At 47.2% G+C, this 24,593-nt stretch carries 24 protein-coding genes; 9 read left to right on the forward strand and 15 right to left on the reverse strand.

Going from position 1 to position 24,593, the window contains the following annotated elements; all coding sequences use genetic code 11:
- The first annotated feature begins 6 nt into the window (after nt 1-6).
- On the forward strand, nt 7-537 hold the full coding sequence (locus BUR42_RS20790) for a metalloprotease family protein (protein ID WP_074241534.1): 531 nt from the start codon (nt 7-9) through the stop codon (nt 535-537).
- Here the strand turns inward: BUR42_RS20790 and BUR42_RS20795 are convergent.
- The 3 genes from BUR42_RS20795 to BUR42_RS20805 form a co-directional block, all read right to left on the reverse strand.
- On the reverse strand, nt 534-1,820 hold the full coding sequence (locus tag BUR42_RS20795; protein ID WP_074241535.1) for a D-alanyl-D-alanine carboxypeptidase/D-alanyl-D-alanine-endopeptidase: 1,287 nt from the start codon (nt 1,818-1,820) through the stop codon (nt 534-536). The genes BUR42_RS20790 and BUR42_RS20795 overlap by 4 nt on opposite strands.
- Before the next feature lie 83 nt (nt 1,821-1,903).
- On the reverse strand, nt 1,904-3,250 hold the full coding sequence (locus BUR42_RS20800; protein WP_074241536.1) for a Gfo/Idh/MocA family protein: 1,347 nt from the start codon (nt 3,248-3,250) through the stop codon (nt 1,904-1,906).
- A gap of 90 nt (nt 3,251-3,340) precedes the next feature.
- Nucleotides 3,341-4,306 carry a formylglycine-generating enzyme family protein gene (locus tag BUR42_RS20805; RefSeq protein ID WP_074241537.1) on the reverse strand — a complete coding sequence of 322 codons (966 nt, stop codon included), beginning with the start codon at nt 4,304-4,306 and terminating at the stop codon, nt 3,341-3,343.
- A gap of 201 nt (nt 4,307-4,507) precedes the next feature.
- Here BUR42_RS20805 and BUR42_RS20810 point away from each other — a divergent pair, with 201 nt between their 5' ends.
- Nucleotides 4,508-5,437 (forward strand): hydroxypyruvate isomerase family protein, encoded by a 930-nt coding sequence (locus BUR42_RS20810; RefSeq protein ID WP_074241538.1) that lies wholly within the window; start codon nt 4,508-4,510, stop codon nt 5,435-5,437.
- A gap of 71 nt (nt 5,438-5,508) precedes the next feature.
- Here BUR42_RS20810 and BUR42_RS20815 read toward each other — a convergent pair whose 3' ends face one another.
- From BUR42_RS20815 to BUR42_RS20835, 5 genes are all read right to left on the reverse strand, one after another.
- Entirely contained in the window at nt 5,509-6,207 is a 699-nt protein-coding gene (locus BUR42_RS20815) for a DUF2490 domain-containing protein (RefSeq protein WP_159442320.1), read from the reverse strand.
- Nucleotides 6,208-6,243: 36 nt separating this feature from the next.
- On the reverse strand, nt 6,244-7,134 hold the full coding sequence (locus tag BUR42_RS20820; RefSeq protein WP_074241540.1) for an alpha/beta hydrolase: 891 nt from the start codon (nt 7,132-7,134) through the stop codon (nt 6,244-6,246).
- A 21-nt stretch (nt 7,135-7,155) separates the two neighbouring features.
- Nucleotides 7,156-8,049, reverse strand: coding sequence for a YitT family protein (locus BUR42_RS20825; protein ID WP_074241541.1), 894 nt, complete (start codon nt 8,047-8,049; stop codon nt 7,156-7,158).
- Nucleotides 8,050-8,058: 9 nt separating this feature from the next.
- Nucleotides 8,059-9,198 carry a formimidoylglutamase gene (locus BUR42_RS20830; RefSeq protein WP_074241542.1) on the reverse strand — a complete coding sequence of 380 codons (1,140 nt, stop codon included), beginning with the start codon at nt 9,196-9,198 and terminating at the stop codon, nt 8,059-8,061.
- Nucleotides 9,199-9,393: 195 nt separating this feature from the next.
- Nucleotides 9,394-9,642: a hypothetical protein gene (locus BUR42_RS20835; protein WP_074241543.1), complete on the reverse strand. Its 249-nt coding sequence runs from the start codon at nt 9,640-9,642 to the stop codon at nt 9,394-9,396.
- A gap of 350 nt (nt 9,643-9,992) precedes the next feature.
- Here BUR42_RS20835 and BUR42_RS20840 point away from each other — a divergent pair, with 350 nt between their 5' ends.
- On the forward strand, nt 9,993-11,093 hold the full coding sequence (locus BUR42_RS20840) for a glycosyltransferase (protein ID WP_084185737.1): 1,101 nt from the start codon (nt 9,993-9,995) through the stop codon (nt 11,091-11,093).
- Between the two features lie 34 nt (nt 11,094-11,127).
- On the opposite strand, the gene BUR42_RS20845 is transcribed toward BUR42_RS20840, so the two are convergent.
- A complete protein-coding gene (locus tag BUR42_RS20845; RefSeq protein ID WP_074241544.1) occupies nt 11,128-11,478 on the reverse strand; it encodes an arsenate reductase family protein in 351 nt (116 codons plus the stop codon).
- Nucleotides 11,479-11,534: 56 nt separating this feature from the next.
- Between BUR42_RS20845 and polA the strand changes: the two genes are divergently transcribed.
- The 3 genes from polA to BUR42_RS20860 all read left to right on the forward strand — a co-directional run bounded on the left by polA (nt 11,535) and on the right by BUR42_RS20860 (nt 16,222).
- A complete protein-coding gene (polA, locus tag BUR42_RS20850) occupies nt 11,535-14,351 on the forward strand; it encodes a DNA polymerase I (protein ID WP_074241545.1) in 2,817 nt (938 codons plus the stop codon).
- A gap of 117 nt (nt 14,352-14,468) precedes the next feature.
- The gene (locus BUR42_RS20855) at nt 14,469-15,014 is read left to right on the forward strand and encodes a GNAT family N-acetyltransferase (protein ID WP_084185738.1); all 546 of its coding nucleotides are present in this window, start codon (nt 14,469-14,471) and stop codon (nt 15,012-15,014) included.
- 62 nt (nt 15,015-15,076) lie between these two features.
- On the forward strand, nt 15,077-16,222 hold the full coding sequence (locus BUR42_RS20860) for a C1 family peptidase (protein ID WP_074241546.1): 1,146 nt from the start codon (nt 15,077-15,079) through the stop codon (nt 16,220-16,222).
- Between the two features lie 36 nt (nt 16,223-16,258).
- Here BUR42_RS20860 and BUR42_RS20865 read toward each other — a convergent pair whose 3' ends face one another.
- A complete protein-coding gene (locus BUR42_RS20865) occupies nt 16,259-16,876 on the reverse strand; it encodes an L-threonylcarbamoyladenylate synthase (protein ID WP_074241547.1) in 618 nt (205 codons plus the stop codon).
- A 108-nt stretch (nt 16,877-16,984) separates the two neighbouring features.
- On the opposite strand from BUR42_RS20865, the gene mtgA reads away from it, so the two are divergent.
- A complete protein-coding gene (gene mtgA / locus BUR42_RS20870) occupies nt 16,985-17,716 on the forward strand; it encodes a monofunctional biosynthetic peptidoglycan transglycosylase (RefSeq protein ID WP_074241548.1) in 732 nt (243 codons plus the stop codon).
- Here mtgA and BUR42_RS20875 read toward each other — a convergent pair.
- The 4 genes from BUR42_RS20875 to BUR42_RS20890 all read right to left on the reverse strand — a co-directional run bounded on the left by BUR42_RS20875 (nt 17,702) and on the right by BUR42_RS20890 (nt 21,183).
- Nucleotides 17,702-18,220 carry an AAA family ATPase gene (locus BUR42_RS20875; protein ID WP_084185739.1) on the reverse strand — a complete coding sequence of 173 codons (519 nt, stop codon included), beginning with the start codon at nt 18,218-18,220 and terminating at the stop codon, nt 17,702-17,704. The genes mtgA and BUR42_RS20875 overlap by 15 nt on opposite strands.
- A complete protein-coding gene (gene pnuC, locus BUR42_RS20880; RefSeq protein ID WP_074241549.1) occupies nt 18,217-18,843 on the reverse strand; it encodes a nicotinamide riboside transporter PnuC in 627 nt (208 codons plus the stop codon). The genes BUR42_RS20875 and pnuC overlap by 4 nt, the downstream gene beginning before the upstream one ends.
- A gap of 6 nt (nt 18,844-18,849) precedes the next feature.
- The gene (locus BUR42_RS20885; protein ID WP_074241550.1) at nt 18,850-20,520 is read right to left on the reverse strand and encodes a PNGase F N-terminal domain-containing protein; all 1,671 of its coding nucleotides are present in this window, start codon (nt 20,518-20,520) and stop codon (nt 18,850-18,852) included.
- An 81-nt stretch (nt 20,521-20,601) separates the two neighbouring features.
- Nucleotides 20,602-21,183 (reverse strand): NifU family protein, encoded by a 582-nt coding sequence (locus tag BUR42_RS20890; protein WP_074241551.1) that lies wholly within the window; start codon nt 21,181-21,183, stop codon nt 20,602-20,604.
- Between the two features lie 121 nt (nt 21,184-21,304).
- On the opposite strand from BUR42_RS20890, the gene BUR42_RS20895 reads away from it, so the two are divergent.
- Nucleotides 21,305-21,760 carry a methylglyoxal synthase gene (locus tag BUR42_RS20895; RefSeq protein WP_074241552.1) on the forward strand — a complete coding sequence of 152 codons (456 nt, stop codon included), beginning with the start codon at nt 21,305-21,307 and terminating at the stop codon, nt 21,758-21,760.
- Between the two features lie 61 nt (nt 21,761-21,821).
- On the opposite strand, the gene BUR42_RS20900 is transcribed toward BUR42_RS20895, so the two are convergent.
- Nucleotides 21,822-22,832: a DUF3500 domain-containing protein gene (locus BUR42_RS20900; RefSeq protein ID WP_074241553.1), complete on the reverse strand. Its 1,011-nt coding sequence runs from the start codon at nt 22,830-22,832 to the stop codon at nt 21,822-21,824.
- Nucleotides 22,833-22,995: 163 nt separating this feature from the next.
- Here BUR42_RS20900 and BUR42_RS20905 point away from each other — a divergent pair, with 163 nt between their 5' ends.
- Nucleotides 22,996-24,537 carry a glycoside hydrolase family 10-like protein gene (locus BUR42_RS20905; protein WP_074241554.1) on the forward strand — a complete coding sequence of 514 codons (1,542 nt, stop codon included), beginning with the start codon at nt 22,996-22,998 and terminating at the stop codon, nt 24,535-24,537.
- The last annotated feature ends 56 nt before the right edge of the window (nt 24,538-24,593 follow it).

Consider the following 24,593-nt stretch of genomic DNA (forward strand, 5'->3'; position numbering starts at 1 on the left):
AGGTGTATGTTTATTCCCGGCGTATATATTGCTGTTGTTACTTTTCCCGGTGTGATCGTTCATGAACTGGCTCACCAGCTATTCTGCCGCTGGTGCGGTGTTGCAGTATTTGAGGTGAAGTATTTTCAAGTGGCTAATCCCGTAGGTTATGTACTTCATGAACCGCCTAAAAAAGCCTCTCATTCCATACTGATCAGCACTGGCCCTTTCCTGATCAATTCCTTGTTAGCTTTTATCATTGCATTTCCTGCGGCAATTCCCGTAGCACAATTCAGTGGCGGTACTTTTTTTGACTATCTGCTGCTTTACCTGGCCATTTCCATCGGTGCACATGCATTTCCCAGTACTACGGATGCTTCCACCATGTGGAATGCTGTATGGCATGGAGAAAATACGCCCATCTGGCTAAAGATCATCCTCGTGCCGATCACAGGGTTCATCCTGTTGGGTACATTGGGTTCTTTCTTCTGGCTGGACCTGGTCTATGGGGTATTTTTATCTATCCTTCTTCCTTTATGGCTGGCGGGTTTGCTTTAGTTATTCGCTACTCTGACCAAAAACGTCTCTACTGCTCTGCGTACAGCGGTTGAAGTGCTGTTATGGTTATTCACCAGCACGCTAAAGATCAGCGTCTTTCCGCTCTTGTTTACAAAGAATCCGCTCAATGCCACACAACCACTGAGCGTTCCGGTTTTCGCATATAACCTTCCCGGCAGGGCCTGGTAGTAATTACGTAAGGTACCTTTGCCGCCGGTGGGGAAAAGCGGGTATAACCTTTCTTTCGGATAGGTCTTGTATAATTTGTTGAGTACGGTTACAAAGTCGCGGGGGGTAAAAAGATTGTACCGGGAAAGTCCTGAACCATCTACCCAGCTTGGCGGATGCGGCAGATCTTTCAACGTGCTGTCCAGCATATACCCGATCACTTTGCGGGAATCAATGGTATCCCACTTAACAGAGGAGCACATCATTAAGATCTGTTCTGCAAAGAAGTTGTCGCTTCGGTGCATCATGGGTTGAAAGAGGGTATCTACGGGAATGCTTTTCAAAATAGTTCCTGTGCCCGCAGCCCTTGCTGGCAATAAGCCCACCTGTTTATGCAGCGTGTCCTGTAATCTTTGCAGGAGCTGTTCATTGCCGCCTGTAATAAAAGGAACTTCAAAATCATGTACCGCCCTGTTTTCCGGCCTGAAGTGCAACACAAATTCATTCGCTCTTTCTTCCCGGTCTGCCAATACTTCGTTGGGTAGTGGCTCTCCTGAACGGGTGGGGTATTCCGGCACCATGGAATATTGACTGCCCTGTATCTTTATGCGGGCCACATTTCCATACATGGGCAATTCATTTAATTCCGGTTGATAATAATCCGCATAATCGCTCCAGGCCCATCCGGGACCGAACCTTTTATTTTTGATCACTGCGGGCTGGTACCAGATCCGTTTATCCGTTTGCGTTAAAAGGTCTTTGACGCGCTGCGCTGTAAAATCAGGATGCAGGAAAGAAGGGTCTGCTGTGCCTTGTATATAAATGGCCGTGTCGTTTTCTGAAAAACGCATGCCGGGAAGGGAATCCCCAAGCAATTGAAGGCCGGTGAAAAGCGTGAAGATCTTAGTGTTGGAAGCGGGCATGAAGAACTTATCATCCTGGTACTGGATCCAGTATTTTCCTGTTGCGGGGTCCATGATGCTGATGCCCACATGTGCTCCGGTCAGGGCTTTTGCATCTAAAACATCCTGGGTTGCCCATTGGCGGATATTCTTAGGCTGGGCAGCTGCGGCTCCTGCTACCAGGACAGCCACCAACAATAAGTATGATCTCATCCCTTTAAGTTACTCCGTTTTAACAAAAAAAGAAAACCTCCTGGATGATCAGGAGGTTTTCTGTATGTTTTAGATTATTTCAATCAGCTGAAATATTTAGTGATGCCTGGTTTTGCGTAAGCATAATTACCATCTGCATCAGGCAGTACTGGCGGAGGAGCATCAAATGCATACTTCGCCGGTTGCAGGTTCAGACCGGAAGCCAGTGCTTTTTCGAATGCAATGGTTTGACCGGAATAAGTGGCAAGACGACCGATGATGGCGGTGAGTGTGGTTTCTGCACCTCTCTTTGCATCTTCGAATTTGTATTGGCCGGCGGCAACCGCAGCAAACAGTTCATCGTGTTCTGCCTGGTAAGGACGGTTCTCCTGTTTTTTATCGAACTGATAGATGGTCTTTCCCTTGCTATCCACGATCCTTCCCCTGTCGCAGATCACGCGGCCTTTTGTACCAATGATCTCTTCGTCCACACGGCTCACGGCATCTTTCCAGTGACGGCATTGTGCGTTCATTACCACACCATCTGCATAACGGTATTCCACATAGTGGTGATCATAGATCTCACCAAATTCTTTACCGGTACGGATCGCGCGGCCACCCATTCCCATTGCGGTTACAGGGATCTCACCTTTGAACCAGTTACCTACGTCGATATTGTGAATGTGTTGTTCTACGATATGATCCCCGCAGAGCCAGTTGAAGTAATACCAGTTACGCATCTGGTATTCCATTTCTGTATACTCTGGTTTACGTGGTTTCACCCACAGCGCGCCCTGGTTCCAATATACCTGCATGGAAGTGATATCACCAATGATACCATCTTTTACGCGTTTGTACAGTTCCAGGTAGGATGTTTGATAGCGGCGTTGCAGCCCTACTACCACGTTCAGTTTCTTTGCTTTTGCTTTTTCTGCAGTCTCCAGTACTTTGGCGATACCAGCAGGGTCTGTAGCCACGGGTTTTTCCATGAATACGTGTTTGCCCTGGCGGATAGCTTCTTCAAAATGAATAGGGCGGAAACCTGGAGGGGTGGTGAGGATCACCACATCTGCTTTCGCGATGGCTGCTTTGTATCCATCGAAGCCTACATATTTATCTGCTTCGGCAACTTTCACACGTTCAGGTGTAGCTTTCATGGAATCAACGATGCCATTGTAGCTATCATCCAACCTGTCTTTGAAAGCATCTGCCATCGCAACGAGTTGTACGTTTTGTTTAGTGCTCAGTGCTTGTACTGCAGCTCCGGTACCGCGGCCTCCGCAACCGATGAGCGCAACTTTGATAACGCCGGGAGCGCCGGAAAAATAGTTTGCCTGGCCGGCCTCAGCAATAATAGGCGCTGCCAGTAATCCGCCTGCAAGCAGGGAGGATTGCTTTACAAAGTCTCTGCGGCTTTGTCCGTGGAATGATGTTGATTTTTCGTTTTCCATGATGGGTATTTTACAGGGAGCGTTTAAGTCCTTGGTGATTTATAAATAGACGATTAGCTATCAGAAATTACGTATTCCTATTGTTAAATCCTAGCGGGCGCCCACGAATTTATCGACAACGTCTGCAAAGAATTTTTCTGCCTCTGCCTTGGTCGGTTGCTTTACCGGGCGAATGATCCTGAACCCGATGAACGGCGCATCCGCATTCCACCATTTGCTGCGTGGGATCTGTGGATCACGGTTGTTCCAGGACTCATCTGATTTCAGGCGGGCAGCGCAGCGGGCTGCTGTAGCCGGTTCCAGGTAAGTGCCTCCTTTGATGGTACGTGGCGTTTTTACTGTGGGCTGATTCCAGGGATTTTCTGTCCCCGCTTTCTCATGCCCTTTTTCATCGTATTGGTCTAAGGTCCATTCTCCCACATTACCCATCATATCATATAAACCCCAGGCATTGGGTTTCTTTTCTCCTACTTTATGATATACCTCTTCGCTGTTCTCTTGCGTCCAGGCATATTCTCCGAGTTTGGCAGCATCGTCCCCAAAAGGAAATGCTGTGGTGGACCCTGCACGGCAGGCATATTCCCATTCTGCTTCTGTAGGAAGACGGTAAAAAACACCGGTTTTACCATACAGCCAGCGGCAATACATCAATGCTGCGTACTGGCTCATACTATTGGCCGGAAATCCGCCGCCTTTGCCCATTCCCAGTGTGAGGTCGATATAAGGAGGGCTGGGCCTCGTCATACCATCCGGCAATGGGGTTTTATCTTTTTCTGCGTCTGAATACACATCGTATTGATCAAATGTCACCTCGTAAGCCCCCATCCAGAAAGGGTCTATCTTCACTTTCTTTTGCGGCCCTTCGTCTGCATTCCGTCCTTTTTCCTTAGCCGGGCTACCCAAAAGGAACTCGCCTCCTTTTACCGGTACCATTTTGATGGTTACATCTGATCCCGGTACTTTCTGTTCGTAGGCTGTAAATGGTTCATTGTTCTGAGCGTAAGCCCCGCCGGTCACTATCCCGGCGAGTAAAATGGCCACAGTTTTCTTTCTCATTGCTAGACGTGTGAATTATTAAGCGTGTGAATTTATCGATTTTGATGGTTGAATGCAATAATTATTTTATAAACGTCAAAAATTAATGCTTATGTTTCAATATTGGTTAAAATAGCGGGAGTTTAGGTTAATTTCTGAAATCTCTCGTTTTTACATGGAAAAGCTATTAAATTTCGGACTCAGCATTTAAACTATCACGCTATGGAAAGAAGAACATTCCTTCAAAAAGGCACACTGGCAGGCATTTCAGCCCTGGCCCTTGGTGGTGCGGCCACTTCTGCAAACGCTGCAGATACAAAGCCTGCCGCGGCAGGGAAAACCTTTAACCTGGACTATGCACCCCATGCAGGAATGTTCAAGAACAGTGCCGGGGACGACTTCCTGGACCAGATCCGTTTCATGCATGATCAGGGGTTTCGGTCTATTGAAGACAATGGCATGCTGGGCCGCGATACCGCTCTTCAAAATAAGATCGGCGAACTGCTGGCGAAACTGAATATGCGGATGGGCGTTTTTGTGATAGACGGTGGAGACAACTGGAAAATTTCCCTCACTACCGGCAAAAAGGAATTCCTGGACCTGTTCCTCAAAACCTGTGAACGTTCTGTGGAACTGGCCAAACGGGTAAATGCCAAATGGGCTACTGTTGTTCCCGGTTTCTTTGAACGTAAACTGCCTATCGGTGTTCAAACCGGTAATGTGATCGATGCGTTGCGCCGTGGTGCTGAGATCCTGGAAAAAGGGGGGCTTACCATGGTATTGGAGCCATTAAGCGATACGCCGGACCTGTTCCTCCGCAATTCTGATCAGACCTATATGATCTGCCGCGCAGTGAACAGCCCTTCCTGCAAAATATTGTTCGACATCTATCATATGCAGAAAAATGAAGGTCAGCTTATCACCAACATCAATCTCTGCTGGGATGAAATTGCTTACATACAGATCGGAGATAACCCGGGCCGTAAAGAACCGGGCACAGGTGAGATCAATTACAAGAACATTTTCAAACACCTGCATACCAAAGGTTATAAAGGCGTGATGGGCATGGAGCATGGTAATGCGTTGCCGGGGAAAGAAGGAGAGCTGGCTTTGATAAAGGCTTACAGGGATGCGGATAATTTTCTGGGATAAGAATAACCCCGCCTGTTTAAGGTATGCAATAAGAAATAAAAAGGCGGCCTGTAACAGACCGCCTTTTCTATTTATAACCTCAGATAACCCGCCAGCTGCAACACATGCACTGTGCTGCGGGCAGCACCTCTTCCGGAAATATATTGGTTCAGATAACCCGCCTCAAGGTCGAACTGGCGGCTGAAACGATAGCCCACAGCGAGGTACGCTCGGTTCTGGTCAAACACTTTTCCATTTACCGCATCCGTATTGGCAAAGTTCAGGAACAACTCATTCTGTGCAGCGGCAAAAGCACCTTTCGTAAAGGTCTGCTCTCCGTTGAATGGAACAATGCCCCGCAGGAAATAGCGGAAGCGGTGGGCCAGTTCATGTCCGTCTTTTTCCAGTTTATTATTATTCACCACCGGCGTTCCGATAAAACGTTGTTCCACGCGGAAGCGGTGCTGAATTGGAATAAAGCCCAGTTTATGATTCACGATGAATTGCTCCCAGATACGATGTTCTGAAAGGTAGGCTGTTACATCCTGTACTGCACGGAGATTATGCACCCAGGCATAACCCACTGTTGCGATCATGTTCTTATTTACATGATAGTTCAATCCCGGCCGTACAATGAATGTTTGAAATTCTCTCCATTCATGTGTACTGCGTACCTGTGCATCCATATGAATGCTGAACTTCGTTTTAGGAATAGCTACTGTATTGAAAGATGCCAGCCAACTGGAAAACTGCCTTGTTTGCTGCGCATTTGCAGCAGCTGCACTTATCATGCAAAAACAGAAAACTAAAATACACCTCATCCTCTCTTAACTTTTCGGTTTAAATACTACGCCTCTCAGCCATTGCACAGCCAGGCCGGGCCAGCTGTTCAGTACAGGATCTTTCGGTCCCATGCCATATCCATGGCCACCGTGATCATATATATGCAAAGAAGCGGAAACATTATTTTTCTTCAACGCGGAATAGAATGCCCAGCTGTTCTCTACCGGTACCACTTTGTCATCTGTTGAATGCACCAGGAAAACAGGAGGCGTTTGCGCCGTTACCCTTTTATCGGTAGATAAAGAATCCATCATGGCCTGCGAAGCATCGGGGCCTAATAAATTCACGGTGCTGCCCTTATGCCGGAAACTTTCGCTCATGCTGATCACGGGATAAATCAGTATGGCAAAGGCCGGGCGGGAGCTCCATTTTTCCAGCTCATTCTTTGCGGCAGGGTTGGCAGGAATGATCATGGTAGTGAGGGTGGAAGCAAGATGTCCTCCGGCTGAAAAACCTATTACGCCAATCTTCTCCGGGTCCAGCTTCCAGGCTGCCGCTTTGGATTTCACCAGGCGCATGGCGTTGGTAACGTCGTTATACTGCGAAGGGAAACGGGAGCCTTTATTTTCTGCATCGTTTAAACGGTAATGCAGTACAATGGCTTCAAAACCCTGTGCGGTGAAAAATGCTGCAATATCTTTTCCCTCATGGTCTACAGCCAGGTGCGCGTATCCGCCACCGGGGCAGATCAATATCGCTTCACCGGTTTTTTTATCCGGTGCAGCCGGGTAATGATCGATATGTGGAACATCGTCTATTTTACGGCCTCCTGCTATTTTGAGTTCAGGCTGGCCAGGATAAAGGTCTATCCTTTCCTGTGCTAATGCGGTCATTGTTGAGATCATGAGCAGTGCGGTGGCAAAACCGTTTTTCATGTGGTACAATTGAAGAGTGGATTAATGATGCGTAGCGCGTCTTTTTATCATCCCGCCACGCGTGTCGTTAATATTGTGTTGCACAATAAACGCTTTTTCGTCGATTCTTTCAATCTCATCTATGATATTATGTACCTCCAGGCGGGTAACAACAGTATACACGATGTCGATCTCTTCATTTTTCTGACCCCGTTTCCCGAAGCCACTCTTGCCTTTGAACACGGTAACGCCTTTTTTTAATTTCAGCGTAAGGGTTTTCCGGATCAGCTCACTTTTTTCTGAAATAATAGTGAGCGCTATGTATTCTTCAAAACCCTGGATCACAAAATCCACGGTCTTGGAAGCAGAGAAATAGGTGAGCATGGCATACATGGCGGTTTCCACATTGATCAATACTGCGGCCACACCAAAGAGCAGCACGTTAAAATACATGATCACTTCCCCTACGGACAATACGGTTTTGCGGTTAATGTAAAGGGCCAGCACTTCCGTTCCATCCAGTACGGCACCTCCCCGGATAGACATACCAATACCCGCGCCCAGGAAGAATCCGCCAAAGATGGCGATCAGCAATTTATCCTGTGTGAACGTAGGTACTTTGATGAGTACCAGGCAGGTGGCCAGGCCAATAATAGCCGCAATGGTTTTAATGGTGAACCTTTTGGAAAGCTGTTTATACGCCAGCAAAATAAAAGGGGCATTGATCACGATGAGCAATACGGAAAAGGACCAGCCGGTGAGCCTGTTCACCAACAGCGAAATTCCCGTTACACCTCCATCGAGGAATCCATTTGGCAGCAGGAAACCTCTCAGTCCGATACTGGCAAGCAGCACACCAATTGCTATCAATGCAGCATCCTGCGAATTCTGAATGAGGTTTAACCGTACCGCCCTTGCTCTGCGGGTAGTGACCATAATTGTGTTTTAAAGTCTTTCCTGGCTCCGCATCCAACGTTCCGGAATTTCATTGTTGCTGGCCCGCAGGTAATCACTGTAGGCGCAGGGCGCAAATGTTTTATCCGGCAATTGCATCCACCATCTGCCTGTTTTTTTACTCTTCAGGAAAACGGTATCGATGTCTGCAAAGGCAATGTGAAATTCGAGGAAAGATTCGCGTTCTGTTAAAAGGGCTTCTTTGTTCTTTACAGATCTGCCGTCCATAAAGTACCACAGCATTTGAGAGATCTGTTTGGCCGTAAGGTTATCTTTATCCTTTGCCGAATTATATCCGAAAATACCATAGGTGCTGAGCTGTGAGCTCATGCCTGCATACCGGGAAAGTGCGCAGGCCTCTTCTCCGCTGAATCCGTTCGGAGAAAGAGAATTTGCCGGAGCGTCTGTATGTTTGATCATATTAACATCCACACTAAAAAGATCGGTGTTGCGGAGTACAGGTTCTATATCTTCCATATTCTCGCGCACATTGCCGAGGCGGAAACAATCGAAGCGTAATTTATCCAGTGTTTCCAGCATGCGGGGCTGTACAAAATAACTCTGGAAACCAATGTGATTGTAGTGGCGGATGTAGTTAGGTTGTTCCATGAACATATCCAGCAGGAAGCGCTGGGAGCGTACAGGAGAGTTTTCCTGGAGGTCTATCAGGGCATCTGCCACCGTTACCTCAATAATGTATTTTTTACCGGCGTAAGCCTGGTATTGTGCATAAGTAAGATCATGGGAGCCGCCGAGGATGATCACCGTTTTTCCGGCATCGATCAGTTCTGTAAGCACACTTTTGAGTGCTGCATAAGAATCTGTGAGGCTGCGGCCGGCAATGAGGTTGCCTGCATCTGCGAGGCGTACATCTTTATGCCAGTGATAAAGTCTGTAAAATTCACGGCGGATGGCATCTGGTGTTGCGTTGCCGCCACTGATGGTACCGTTCCCCCTTTCTTCTCCTGCACCTAATAAGATAATGTCTGCCGTATCCAGGTCGGGGATATTTTCTTCTTCATACAGGTCTATCGTACGGCCAATCTGCAGATCGTCGTATTCTTCATCATCATGTAATTGTGTTTTGGAAACAGGCGTCAGAAAATCCTGCAGGTGCGAAAAGTCTATCATCACAACGGATATTGTTTGCTCGCAAATCTACAAGAAGAAATTTAATTCATAGCATAAGAAGTTAACGTTCATAAAATGAACATTGCGAATGTGCTACAGAATGTTTTCCGGTTTAATTAATAGTTGGCGTATAGGTTGGAGTGCAGTAGGCAATCGGGTAGGAAATACTACCGGACAGGGATGAAAATGTTAAGATCAGTTTTTGTGGACGATGAACTCAAATGCTTTTGGCTCTTTACGAAAGAAGGCTCGTTCCAGGATGCGGCGTTTGCTGCTAACACGATGTTTGTTGCAGTCCGCTACTTCTGTTGCACGGGCGAGGTAATCCATAGTTTCAACCAACGATAACATATCGCTGATCTGCTTAACCTCATGCTGGATCTCCTGCTCGTTGTAACGATCTTCATGTAGCAAGATGAGTAAATCCCTCTCTACAGGCTTCATGCTAATTGATTGTTTTATTTGTTGTTGACATATTTTTCGATAACGTGTTTCCCCCACATTTCGGTTCTCAGGTATGGCTTCCGGTATAGAGATGTGCTAGTCTTGTCTTCTAATGTTTCATCCGCCCTTTCTGCATCGGCGGGCAACCACAATCATTCTTTTTCAACACACTGCAACCTTGCCACATTAAGCTAACCATAAATAAGAAGATAAAACCCCATTTAAACTTTTTCATAGTGCATTATAAAAAAACTTATTGAATATTGCATTTGCCAGCTTAAAAGAGTTTACCGTTTCTTAACAATGGTCATTTCTAAATTAAGCTATTTTCGCATAAAATTTCTAATTATTTGTCCACACACACCCTTGTGCAGAAAAAAGTTCTCGTTGTACCATTGGATTGGGGTCTAGGCCACGCCACGCGCGACATCCCGCTGATCCATGAACTATTAAACGCTGGTTGTGAAGTACTTATTGCGGCGGAAGGTAAACACGCCGCCCTGCTTTCCCGGGAGTTCCCGCAGATCACCATTTTACCCCTTCCCGGCTATCATATCCAATACTCCCAGAAAGGCCTCTTTTTTGGCTTAAAGATAGTACAACAGATCCCCAAGATCTGGAAGGCCGTTCGCTATGAGCAGGCCTGGTTACGCAAGACCGTGGCGGACCTTGGCATAGATGCCGTGATCTCAGACAACCGTTTCGGTCTCTACCATCCAGATATTCCCTGTGTGTTCATTTCTCACCAGCTGCTCATAAAAACCCCCTTTGGCGGTATTACCGAGCGCCTGCTGCAAAAGATCAATTATAAATACATCCGCCGTTACTCCGCCTGCTGGATCCCCGATTTTGCCGGGGAACCCAATCTGAGCGGCATCCTGGCGCATCCCGGCACGCTTCCGGAACACACCACTTACCTGGGTTGTCTTTCCCGCTTTGTGCCCATGGAAAATGTGGAAAAGAAATACGACCTGCTGGCATTAATTTCCGGGCCCGAGCCACAACGCACGAACCTCGAAGAGCTGCTACTGGCACAGGTTAAACAAATTCCGGGAATGAAGGCCCTGATCGTCAGCGGCCGGCCGGACCAGGCGGAAAAGAGAGAGATCGCCCCCGGGGTTTTCCAGGTAAGCCACCTGGGTGCTAAAGACCTGAACGAAGCCATGCTGGCATCGGATATGGTATTAAGCCGCTCCGGTTACACCACCCTCATGGACCTCGCCAAACTCAATAAGAAAGCCATCCTTATCCCCACCCCCGGCCAATCGGAACAGGAATACCTGGGGAAATACCTGATGCAGAAAGGGTACTTCTACAGCCTGCCGCAACACCAGTTCAACCTGCAAAAAGCACTGGAAGCCGTAAAAACATTCCCCTTCACCACTTTTCAACATGGGCAGGACATGGAAGCCTATAAAAATGTGGTGCAAACCTTCGCAAAAACACTTTAAGATTTTACCCCATTTGGAATTGATTAACGAAAGATCAGATGGTTTCCTTCAGTGATTCCACCGTCTTTTTTTCGCTTCCCACAAATATTTTCTTCCCGATAATGGTTACGGGCCGTTTCAGGAATGTGTATTCTTCCAGTATAAGGGAACGGTAATCATCCTCTGTTAATTCTTTTTCTGCCAGGCCCATCGGTTTATATTTCTGAGAGCGGCGGCTGAACAATGCTTCATAGCTTCCTGCCAGTTTACGCATATCGTCCAACTGCTCCGGTGTGATCTTATCCTTCTTAATATCCTGTAATGCATAGCCCTTTCCTACAGCATCCGTTTCATCCAGGATCCTTTTGCATGTACTGCAGCTCGACAAATAATAAATCCTTTTCATGGCCGCAAAATTAGGTAATATGATCTTGCGAATCGGTAATTGTTTACTTTTACCGAATGAGCAAGAAACTCTTTTTACTAGACGCCATGGCGCTTATCTATCGCGCCTATTATGCATTGATCAGAAGCCCAAGGCTCACCAGTAAAGGACGTAATACCAACGCCCAGTTTGGATTTACCTCTACCCTGCTGGACCTCCTTAACAAAGAAAAACCCACACACATTGCCGTGGCTTTCGATACGCATGCCCCTACTGAACGCCATACGGATTTTGCTGATTACAAAGCCAACCGGGAAGAAGCCCCGGAAGATATCATTTCTTCCATCCCCGATATCAAACGGATCATCGAAGGGTTCAATATCCCGGTACTGGAACTGGATGGATATGAAGCGGATGATATTATCGGTACCGTGGCCTGGCAGGCTGCCGCACAAGGTTATGAAGTTTACATGGTAACGCCGGATAAAGATTACGGCCAACTGGTAAAGGATAATATTTTCATCTGGAAACCGCCTGCCCTGGGCAATAAGGAAGAGATCCTCGGCCCCAAAGAAGTATGCGAACGCTGGCAGATCAAAGATGTAAGCCAGGTAATAGATATCCTGGGCCTGATGGGCGATGCGGTGGATAATATTCCCGGCATCCCCGGCGTGGGAGAAAAAACAGCCATGAAATTATTAGCGGAATGGGGCTCGCTGGAAAACATCCTCGCCAATGCAGATAAGATCCCCGGTAAAATGGGAGAAAAGATCAAGGCAGGAACGGAAAGCGCCATCCTCTCCAAAAAGCTCGCTACCATCATCACTAACGTACCGGTGGACTTTCATGAAGAAAATTTCTGCTGTACGGAAGTAAATAAAGAAGCGCTTACCGAGATCTTCGCGGAACTGGAATTTAAAACATTAGGCAAACGCATCCTTGGAGACGGCTTTAACGCTATCGGCGGAGAGGCAAAACCTGTGCAGCAGGACCTTTTCGGTAATGCGACCGCTTCCCCTGCAGAAAGCCTCGCGGCTTCTGCTGAAGCCATCGAATCTGTTGCTGTTGGGCTGGTGGCGGATAAGAACATCGACAATACACCGCATACTTATCATCTTGCAGATACCCCGGAAAAACATGCAGAGCTCATCGCCGTGCTGATGAAAGAACCGGAGATCAGCTTTGATACAGAAACCACCGGAACAGATGCTAACGCAGTAGAGATAGTGGGAATGAGCTTTGCCGTGAAACCCGGCGAAGCATGGTATGTGCCATTACCACCAGACCAATTTGTAGTAAAAGAGGTCCTGGAAAAATTCCGCCAGGTGTTTGAAAGAGAAGACGCGCTTTTCATTGGCCAGAACACCAAGTATGATATGATCGTGCTGAAATGGTACGGCATTGAAGTGAAAGGGAAGCTGTTCGACACCATGCTGGCGCATTACCTGATAGAGCCGGAGGGCCGACGCAGTATGGACCTGCTGAGTGCACAATACCTGCAATATGCGCCCGTATCCATTGAAACGCTTATCGGCAAAAAAGGAAAAGGCCAGGGCACAATGCGGGATGTGGAAATAGAAAAGATCAAAGAATATGCTGCGGAAGATGCAGACATCACCCTGCAACTGAAAAGTAAATTCAAACCGCTGGTCACAGAAAAGGAGGTGGAAAAGGTTTTTTACGAAGTAGAGAATCCTTTGGTGAAAGTGCTGACAGATATGGAATATGAAGGTATTGCCATTGACATGAAAGCGCTGGCAGATTATTCCAAAGAACTGGAAACGGATATCCGCAAATCAGAGGAAAGTGTTTACCAGCAGGCAGGTGTAAGGTTTAACCTGGCCTCTCCCAAACAATTGGGAGAAGTGCTGTTCGACAAATTGCAGCTGGACCCTAAAGCCAAGAAAACCCGTACGGGGCAATATGCTACAGGTGAAGATGTACTGACCAAACTGGCCAGCAAACATCCTATCGTAGATAGTATCCTCGCCTTCCGGGAACTGAGCAAACTGAAATCCACTTATGTGGATGCACTGCCATTAATGCTGAACCCACGCACAAACAGGGTACATACTTCTTTCAACCAGGCGGTGGCAGTAACGGGCAGGCTCAGCTCCAATAATCCAAACCTTCAGAATATCCCCATCCGTACAGAAAGGGGCCGCGAAGTAAGGAAAGCTTTTGTACCCAAAAGTGAGGAGTACACACTACTTTCCGCGGACTATTCCCAGATAGAATTACGCATCATCGCCGCCATCAGTGAGGATGCGAATATGATGGAAGCCTTCCGTAGCGGACTGGACATTCACACTGCCACCGCGGCAAAAGTGTACGGGGTAGACATTGCAGACGTTTCTTCCGATATGCGCCGCAATGCCAAGAGCGTGAACTTCGGTATCATTTACGGGGTGAGCGCATTTGGCCTTAGTGAAAACCTGGGCATTGCACGCGGCGAAGCCAAAATGCTTATCGACAACTATTTTGCGCAATATCCCAATATCAAAAAATACATGGAAGACCAGGTGAAGTTTGCCCAAAAGACCGGCTATGTGCAAACATTGCTGGGCCGCAAACGCTGGTTAAAAGATATCAATTCCTCCAATGCCGTCGTTCGCGGTTTCGCAGAGCGAAATGCCATTAACATGCCCATCCAGGGAACGGCAGCAGATATGATCAAACTGGCCATGATCTCGCTGCATAAAACCTTCCGGGACCACAACTTCAAATCCAAAATGATCCTGCAGGTGCATGACGAGTTGGTGTTTGATGCCCACTTGGATGAAGTGGAGATCATTAAACCCCTGATCATTGAAGGCATGCGCAATGCTATGCCTTTGGCAGTTCCGGTAGAAGCAGAGATCGGGACCGGCAAAAACTGGCTGGAAGCGCATTAACATCTTTTTCTTTCCAGGGCCGGGAGAAATTTCTCCCGGCTTTTTGTCATTCAAAATCTGTCAATTCTTCTTGGCATGCCCCTTGCTTTTCCCAAAATCCTTTACTAGTTTTCGCTTATGATCCAAACCTTGAGGTTACAGTTGTTACCCTGCACGTTGAAACACTTTGAAGCGCTTTTGCATGGGAATGAAGCATTAGCCCAAACGTTGGGGATAGACGTACCAGAACAGTGGACAGAATATCCTGAAATGGTGTTGGTTGCTTATGATAAATTACGCAATGACCCATCCCTGCTGGGGTGGTTTTTCTATTTAGCTATTCATAAAACCGACAAACGCCTGGTGGGTACCGGTGGCTTTAAAGGCCGGCCTTCTCCGGACGGGGTGGTAGAAATTGGTTATGAAGTGGCTTTAGAATACAGGGAACAGGGATATGCTACTGAAATGGCTGCTACCCTGATCCGTTTTGCATTTAGTCATTCCTATGTTACAAAGGTCGTCGCCCATACGCTCGAAGAATACAACGCAGCAGTGATCGTTCTGCAGAAGAACGGATTTCATTTCGCCGGCGCCGTTAATGGTACGGATGCAGGAGAACTATGGCGTTGGGAAATAACACGTGAACAATTTGAAGCTGCAGATACCGCTCATCAATCATCCTGAATGCTGTAAGGCCCATATCCTTTACATTTGCTCCATTCTTTTATTTTAATCTAAACCTGAGCATGAAGAAACTGATCATGGGCGCAGCGCTGTTATGCAGCATAACTGCGGCTGCACAAACCATTCCGCTCACCAATAAGGAGGGCAGCAAATATCAATTCACCGTACTGAAAAGCCAGGATGCCTTTGGCGTGCAGAACCAGGGCCAAACCGGTACCTGCTGGTCTTTTTCAGGCCTTTCCTTTTTTGAGTCCGAGCTTTTGCGCACAGGCAAAGGCAAAAACCTGAACCTCAGCGAAATGTTCGTGGTACGTAAAATGTACCCCTTAAAAGCTGCCAATTATGTAAGGATGCATGGCAAAGCTAATTTCGGCGAAGGTGGCGGATTCCCGGACGATCTGCTCTGCCTCAAAAACTTCGGGCTTGTTCCACAGGATGTATATGATGGCAACCGCCAGAAAACCTATAACCATGCTGAAATGGTGAGCCTGCTGGAAAGTATGCTGAAACCCCTGGGCAATGCCAACACGGTAAACCCTGCATGGCAAAAAGCCCTGGATGGTGTGCTGGATGCTTATCTTGGCGCCACTCCGGAGAAATTCCAATACAACGGCAAATCATATACACCACAGTCTTTTGCCAAAGAACTGGGCCTGAATGCTGATGATTATGTGATCATTTCTTCTTTCAATCACCATCCTTTCTACCAGCAATTTGTACTGGAAGTACCGGATAACTGGAATTGGGAGAAAGTATATAATGTGCCTTTGAATGAATTCACCGCTATTGCGGAACAAGCCGTGCTGAATGGCTATACCCTGGCATGGGCGGCTGATGTAAGTGAAAAAGGATTTTCTTATAATAATGGCCTGGCCATTGTTCCTGAAAAGGACTGGACAGATTATTCTGAGCAGGAACGCCTGAACCTTTTCACAACACCTGCCAAAGAAAAAGTGATCACCCAGGAAAACCGTCAGCTGGCTTTCGATAATTACGAAACGCAGGACGATCATGGTATGCACATTACCGGTCTCGCTAAAGACCAGGATGGTAATAAGTTCTTTATTGTGAAGAATTCCTGGGGAACCGGGAATGCCTGTGGCGGATATTTCTACGCCTCTGTGCCTTATTTCGCTTACAAAACCACCTGTTTTATGGTGAATAAAAAAGCGATCCCTGCAGACCTTGCTAAGAAAATGGGTATATAAAACTAAAGGCGGGCTGTTTTAAATAGCCCGCCTTTTTTATGCAAATTCTTCCCAACTGCCGGCACCTTCCCGGATCAATTCTATCTCCGGCCCGGTACAGTCTATTACAGTAGAGGAGATCATTCCTCCGGGTCCCCCGTCAATTACAATATCCACCAGTTTCCCGAATTTTTCATGGATGATCTCCGGGTCTGTATATTCTTCCACATATGCATCAATGGGCAGGGAAGTACTCATGATGGGGTTGCCCAATTCCTTTACAATAGTGCGGCAGATCAGGTTATCCGGTACCCGGATGCCCACTGTATCTCTCTTGGTTTTCAAGAGTTTGGGCACCTGCCTGCTGGCCGGCAGAATGAAAGTATACGGCCCTGGCAACGTTTTCTTCAGTAAACGGAATAGCGGCGTATCCACACTTTTGGTATAATCCGTCAGGTGGCTGAGGTCGGAGCAGATAAAAGAAAAATGCGCTTTTTTAGGATCAATTCCTTTTATGCGGCAAATGCGTTCCACCGCTTCGCTTTTGGAAATATCGCAACCCATCCCATACACGGTATCGGTTGGATAAATAACCACTCCTCCGTCTTTCAGGCATTCTATGACTTTATGCAGGTTTCGCGGATTCGGATTTTGTGGATGTAGTTCTAAAAGCATGATCCTGTTTTTATCTTTATATATAACAATCTTCGATCCAGCAATGTTGTACCTGAAAAATACGCAATAATCTTGCTAACTTTCCGGCCGGTATTGAAAAACTATTGAATGAAATTAAAAGGTATAGTCCCCAGGACCTGGCGAGTACTCAGGAAAATATTCATCATTCTTTTTATCGCGCAACTGTTGTACATCATCCTGCTCCGCTGGGTGAACCCTCCTGTGACTACCACGATGATTGCCAGCTGGTTCAGTCTCTGGGGTACCGATAAATCATTTAAAAGGGATTATGTGAGCATGGATGAGATCTCTCCTTATGCCAAGCTGGCGGTGCTGGCCAGTGAAGATCAGTTATTTCCTGATCATAATGGTTTTGATTTCAAATCCATCGAAAAGGCCATGAAGCACAACCAGAAAAGTAAAAAGATCCGTGGCGCCAGTACCATTAGCCAGCAGGTAGCAAAAAATGTGTTCCTCTGGCAGGGTGGCGGATGGTTCCGGAAAGGACTGGAAGTGTATTTCACCTTTATGATAGAAAAGATCTGGGGTAAAAAAAGGATCCTGGCTGTTTACCTCAACGTGGCTGAAATGGGCGAAGGGATCTTTGGCATTGAAGCGGCCGCACAAACCTATTACCGTAAACCGGCGGCATCCCTCAACAGGGAAGAAGCGGCCATGATCGCTGCTTGTTTACCCAATCCCGTTAAATATACAGTTGTACCTCCCGCACGCATTACTTCCTGGCGGCAGCGCAGGATCTTAACGCAGATGCGTTATATCGGGCCTGACCCTGATATTTCAGCGTTGGTAACTGCGGAGAACCTTTCAAAGAAAAAGTGATCCCACTGCCCCGACCGCTGTTTGCAATCGCTGTTCATATCCTCCCCGGATGTCCGCCCATGGCTGCCCGGAGTTCATCACAATATCCCGGTAGATCTGGTAGAAGTATTCTCTTTCTTCCGGTTTCGGATGTTCCCTTAAAGGATCATCTTCCCAGGCAATGTCAATATAAGTGAGTAAGTAAAGATCATACTTCCGCGTGGCGATCAGTTCCAGGATGCGGGGATCACAGTCTCCATATTTTGCTTCACTCCATACTTTGATCACGTGCAGGTCTGTATCACAGATCAGCAATTTATTCGCTTTTTCGGCAGCTTCATCTTCTGTTATTAATTGTCCTTCTGCCATGCGCAAAAGGTCTTCCTGTTCATAAGGCCGGTTCAGCTGCGTCAGGTATTCCCGCGCAAACTCTGGCACCCACAGTGTTTGGTAATGTGCCGCCAGTTGTGCGCTCAATGTACTTTTGCCGGTGGATTCCGGGCCTATGACCACTATTTTCTTCAAGATCGGGTTTCGTTTAGCTGTGCGCGATAGAGCTTTAACCAATGAAAATACCCGGTTACCGCAACGATGAATAAAAAGATGGTGAGTGTGGCCGTCAGTGCCAGGTGTTTATGGAACAACAACGGTACCGCTACAAAGTTTGAAATATTCAGGAAGATCCAGTTCTCTATTTTCCGTTTGGCCAGCAACCACATGCCGCTACAGGCAGTAGCAGAAACAAATGCGTCAATGGCAGGCACATCTGAATTGGAAAAGTTACGCAGCAGCAGATAGATGATCCCCCAGCCCAGTACAGCAATGGCAATGGCGGTGATCAGTTCTTTTTTATTCACACGGGTGATGGATGTTACATGCTGCGTGGTATCTTTCTTCATCCAGTAATACCAGCCGTATACGCTCATAATGAAATAATAAGCATTCAACGCTGCTTCCGCATACAGTTTAAAATGTTGTTGCGCCAGCATATAAGTATAGATGCCGGTACTGATCAGCCCTGTGGGATATACCCATACACTGTTCTGCCGGGAACATAATACACTGAGTACACCAAAGAAAACAGCGATGGCTTCCAGTAAGGTCATTTGTTGAAAGCCTGTAAGGATCTCCTGTGATATTTCCTGCATGTTCTTTTATTCTTTATCGCCTATCAGTACGCCGGAAACATTCCAGGCACTGAAACTTCCGCCTTCCGGTTTACCTAATGGAATGGCCACCTGGAAAGTGTGTTTGCCCGGCGCCAGGTCTGGTAAGGGAATTTCAACGGGTAAAGTGATGGTACCGGGGCACCAGTTGGAACGGCTCAGGTCTGATGAAGATAACCCGTTCCCAAAGTTGCCGGACGCAGGATTTAATAACCGGTAAGTGGCGCAATCCTCTCTCCAGGGAATGAAGTGATAAACCCTTTTGCCATCCGCAAAGATCTCATTCAGCTTGGGAACAAATTCATCTCCTCCTCCCCAGCCACCATGGCCTGTTGTGAGGTAACGTAATGTAAGGTTCTTTACGCCCTGTGGTACTTCTACTGTTACAGTGAGGGAATCTTTATCGAACATGGTGCCGTATTCCTGCCCGCCCATTTCCATCAGGTTGGTACTATTGAATACCGGCAGGATCCAGGTTTTATTCTCTGCTGTTCCTTCTCCATCATAACCCGGATAATATTTGAATTGCAAACTGGCTTTATGCCCGCCTTTATCATAATTACCAATGAATACCCCTATCCATACTTCTCCCTGCAGGCTGGGCAGCAATACGGAAATGTCCTGTTTATATACCGCTGAATCTGCCCAGTTGTATCCTTTGATCTTTGCCTGCGCATTAAAATGCCTTACACCAAATGGCGTAAAAAAACGCATGAGCTCCAGCGGCGGTAAATAATTTTCTGTGGCTACAACGCCCTGGTATTTTTTCCCGTTCCTGCCGGTATATACCGGTAATGCCTGTACGCCATCCCGTAATCCGTTCAGGAAAGATAAAGGCTGATTTGCGGGGATCATGAAAACAGAACCGGTGCGGTCATACGCATCTCCATTGGAATATTGTACCAGTTCTGCAAACAGCCGCTGGCCTGGTTTTGCCACGGGGAGTTTTACTTTTTTCAGGATCACGGTACCGCCGGAAAAATGATACACTGCATCTAACTGTTCGCCTGCGGGGTTGTTGATCGGGTTGCCAAAACTGATCTGCTCCCTGTCGAAAATGGTAAGGGTAGTATATCTGCTTTCAATTACCTGCCGTTGGTAAGTGGGTTCATCCACGATGGTACCCATGTTGGAAGGCCAGGCTAATTCATCTGCCGTAATAGTTCTGTATGCTATGTTCTTTGCGATCGTTTCTGAATTACCATTGCGGATGGTCTTTAACACCAGCCCCATACCGGGTGCGATGGAAATACTTGGGGTACCCTTTATTTTCAGATCGTTCGTGTACCATACTTCTATGGTATTGGAGCGGATAAAGAGTTTGGCTTTTTTGCAGGGGATGCCAAGGATGGTATCAATGCCGGGTAGCAGTTCTGCTTTTACGTATTCTGAAAATGGTTTCTTCAGGGTGTAAAACGTTCCGTTGCTATTCAGCACCTGGTAACTCGCTTTTTCTGAAAGCTGGAGGAATTGTTGTTCAGTTTGCCGGCCCTGGGGTACCAGGCGTACCCGGTTACCTTTAATAAAGAGCTTTTGTTCTCCGCGGGATTCTTTCCCATTGTTGCGAAACCCATAAGTAACTACTGCCTCTGTTTGTGCCTGTGCAAACAAGGGCGCACTGGTAATGGCCAGTACACATCCAATTATAATCCCTCTCATGATGTAAAGCTAAGGATCATAAATGAAAAAAGCGCAGCCTGAGGCTGCGCTTGATAACACTATCATTCACTCAACTATGGCTTATTCTGCTTCTGCCACTACTTCTTTCACCTCAGGGATCATACGTTTCATCATTCCTTCAATACCGGCCTTGAGCGTGATCATGGAAGATGGGCAGCCTGAACAGGAACCTTGCAGCATAACGGTTACAACACCGTCATCATAATCTTTGAACTGGATAGCTCCGCCATCCATTTCAACCGCAGGTTTCACATAATTCTCGAGTAATTCTTTAATACGTTGAACAACGTCGCTTTCGTCTCCGCTGAAAACGGGAGCCGCTACGATATCGTCCTCATTGATAACAGCACGGTTGTCTTCCAGGTATTCTTTCAGGAATTGTTTGATGGTTGGAATTACATCCGTCCAGTCTGTATCATTGGTTTTTGTAAGCGTTACGAAGTTGCTGCAGATGAACACGCCCCGGATGAAGGGGAAAGTGAACAGCTCAGCTGCCAGTGGAGAAGGTGTTGTACTGGCTGCATCAGGGAAATCGATCGATTTATTCGGATACAGGAGTTTGTTTACCACAAACTTCATCGTTTCCGGGTTCGGCGTCATTTCCGTATAGATACTGATGATTGGATTTCCTGTTTTGATCATTACTTTAACTATTTTCTCCTGCAAAATTAGCGAAATTTAGCGAGAGTTCATTTACGAAATACGGTCTTCTTCACTAAAGCTTGTTATAGCAACTGTAATCTATTTGATTACTTTTGCATATATGATGTCAAACAGCAAAACGCTTCATGCCCGCAAAAGGATCGCACTGATTGCGCATGATCACAAAAAGGCAGAATTATTGGATTGGGCAGTTTACAACAAAACGGTATTGGCCCGTCACGAACTGTATGCCACCGGCACTACCGGCAAATTACTGGAAGAGGCGCTGGACGTATCTGTTCGTAAACTGCTGAGCGGCCCACTGGGTGGGGATCAGCAAATTGGTGCTGCTGTAGCAGAAGGAAGGATTGACGTGATCATTTTCTTCTGGGACCCGATGGAGGCTTTGCCTCATGACCCGGATATCAAAGCTTTGCTGCGTTTGGGTGTGGTTTGGAATATCCCGATGGCCAGTAACAGGGCCTCTGCGGACTTCCTGATGACCTCTCCCCTGATGCACCAGGAATATACCGTTAGTCTGCCAGACTACAGCTTATACCTGGGGCGCAAAGTGTAAGGGCGCCTGATCTTTTTGGTTTTCCACGGAAACGTTCTTGTCTTTTCGGAACACGGGCATCTCATTTCCCTACATGTGCTTTATCATAATGCTGTTTCAGCACGTCTTCCCCAAAATCATTCTTCAGGTCCCGGAAAGTAGTATGCACATGGTTAGCCCCGTTCTGGGTGTTATCATATTCTACAATAAAAGTGGGGCCCTGGATCCTGTAATAATGCCCCATCCCCATGGCCCTGCTGCCAGCCCAGGCAAAATGCAGGTTATCCCAGCCGGCCTGTTCTATCTCTTTTAGGAGGATGTCCGCCATCAGCTTGGTATAGCGGTCAATATACACGGCCAGTAATTTTTTGAGCAATTGCTGTTGCGCTGGTTTCAGTTGGGTAAAAGCTAAACCGGGAGGGTCCAGCAGCCAGGCTGTCCTTTTGTTGCCGGTGATAATATCTGCCGGAGCTTTTTCTGCCACCAGTGCTACTTTTAACTGATCTTCCTCCAATGAGTTCAGCAGCTGGAAGCCCAGCTCTGTTTCTTCTTTCAGGATCTGTGTTCCCTTTTTAGGCCCGTCCGGAACAATAGCAGGATTGGAGCCCATAAATGAAGGTGTTCCCGAAACCAGTGTTCCATCCAAAGCGGAGAAGTTCAGGGAAAGATGATGCCCTTCCATCCGCCATCCCCAGGGATTTCTTGTTCCCGGCTCACCAAAGATGGTAAAGTAATATTTCCCCGGGTTACGGTATTCATCACTGTCCCCGCGCCCTTCCAGCACACGGAGTACCAGTTCCATTTCCACGATCGCGGCTGCTTTTTTATAGCCCTCTGCACTCATGCATGATTTCAGCAGTTCATATGCCTTTGCCCGTTGCGCTTTGCTCATGGCCCGTAAAGGAAGCCCTTTCCTTTCCCGCGGAACAAAATGCCAGTTAAAGCGTTCTGCATCTTCCCAACGCATGCAGGCCTGTTCACGAAGCGGTGCATCCAGCAAAGCGATGAATTCTTTGGCTGCTTTTACGGAAGATTGTGCCTGTGCAGCAAAGGGAATAAGGATGGAGAGAATGAGGAATACCCGCTTTTTCATAACGCTGGAATGTGTGATAAACAAAATACAAATCTTTTATTAAAGTATCTAGCGAATAGGTTTGGCTCCTGTTTTGCTGGAAATGAACCACTTCCGCATTTGGGATTTGGCAAATGGTGGGTTATTTTCGCAGTTTTCAGGATAAAAGGAAAAAGTATCAGGAATGGTGAAGCACTTTTTGGCAGGATTACTACTGTGTGGCAGCATGGTACTCACAAGTAAAGCACAGCTACCGCCTAAACGGGAGCTGCGGGCTGTATGGATAGCCACGATCGAAAATATCGACTTTCCATCCCGGAAAGGGCTGTCTTCCGAAGAACAGCAACAGGAGTTCATCCGCCTGCTGGACCAGCATCAGCGGAACGGCATGAATGCTATTGTTTTCCAGGTGCGGCCGGCGAGTGATGCTTTTTACGCTTCCCCTTACGAGCCCTGGAGCGAATACCTGACCGGTGTGCAGGGAAAACCGCCCTATCCTTACTATGACCCGCTGGAATTCATGGTAACGGAAACGCACAAACGGGGCATGGAATTCCACGCATGGTTCAATCCCTATCGCGCGGTAGCCAATATCCGCAGCAGCAGTATTGCCGCCAATCATATCACCCGCCTCAAACCGCAGTGGTTTGTAACTTATGGCGACAAGAAATATTTCGATCCCGGCATTCCCGAAGCACGCGCTTATGTAACAGAAGTGATCCGGGATGTGGTAAAACGGTACGACATCGACGCGGTGCATTTCGATGATTACTTTTACCCCTACCGCATTGCCAACAGGGACTTTCCGGATAAGAACTCCTACCGCATGTACGGTAAAAACCTCTATATAGATGATTGGCGCCGTTCCAATGTGGACACCATTATACAAATGCTGAACACGGCCATCAAAGCTGAAAAGCCCTGGGTGAAGTTCGGGATCAGCCCTTTTGGTGTTTGGCGCAGCAATGATAAAGACCCTGATGGAACACCTACCCGCGGCAGCCTTACCAACTACGACGACCTTTACGCAGATGTGATCAAATGGCAGCGGCTGGGCTGGATAGACTACCTCGCCCCGCAATTGTATTGGGAATCCGGTCACCGCCTGGTACCATTTGGCGTGTTAGTGAACTGGTGGAGCAAACACGGATATGGCAGACATATATATATAGGACATGCGCCATACCGCATCGGCAGCAATGCCAGCTGGAAAGATCCTGCGGAAATTCCAAGGCAGATCACGGCTACCCGTGCGCTCAATACTGTGCAGGGAAGTATCTACTACAGTTCCAAATGTTTCGCAGACAATGCTTTAGGTATGGTGGACTCCCTCCGGAATCACTTTTACCGTTACCCTGCCCTGCGGCCAACCATGCCCTGGCTGGATAACAAAGCTCCGGAAGCCCCTTACTTCACAGATGCTTTTGAAAAACCGGAAGGCCTTGAGGTCCGTTGGGCAGACGACGATACTTCCCACCAAACCAAACAGTATGTACTGTACCGGTTCGAGGAAAAGGATGTCGTCAACGTGAACGACCCCACGAAGATCCTCAGCATCGTTTTGCAGATGCCGGACCCTGTTTTCATAGACCGTACTTATATTAAAGGGCGAAAGTATATTTATATAGTTACCGCTCTGGATCGTATGCAAAATGAAAGTATGATCAGCGATCCACTCAGGGTAGAAATAGAGAATGGCAAGGCTAAATTTGAATTTGAGCCTTGATCCACATTGTTTTACACAACTTATTACCAGCCGGGAGAATTTCCCGGCTTTTTTGT

It is taken from the genome of Chitinophaga niabensis (genome assembly GCF_900129465.1).
GTDB lineage: Bacteria > Bacteroidota > Bacteroidia > Chitinophagales > Chitinophagaceae > Chitinophaga > Chitinophaga niabensis.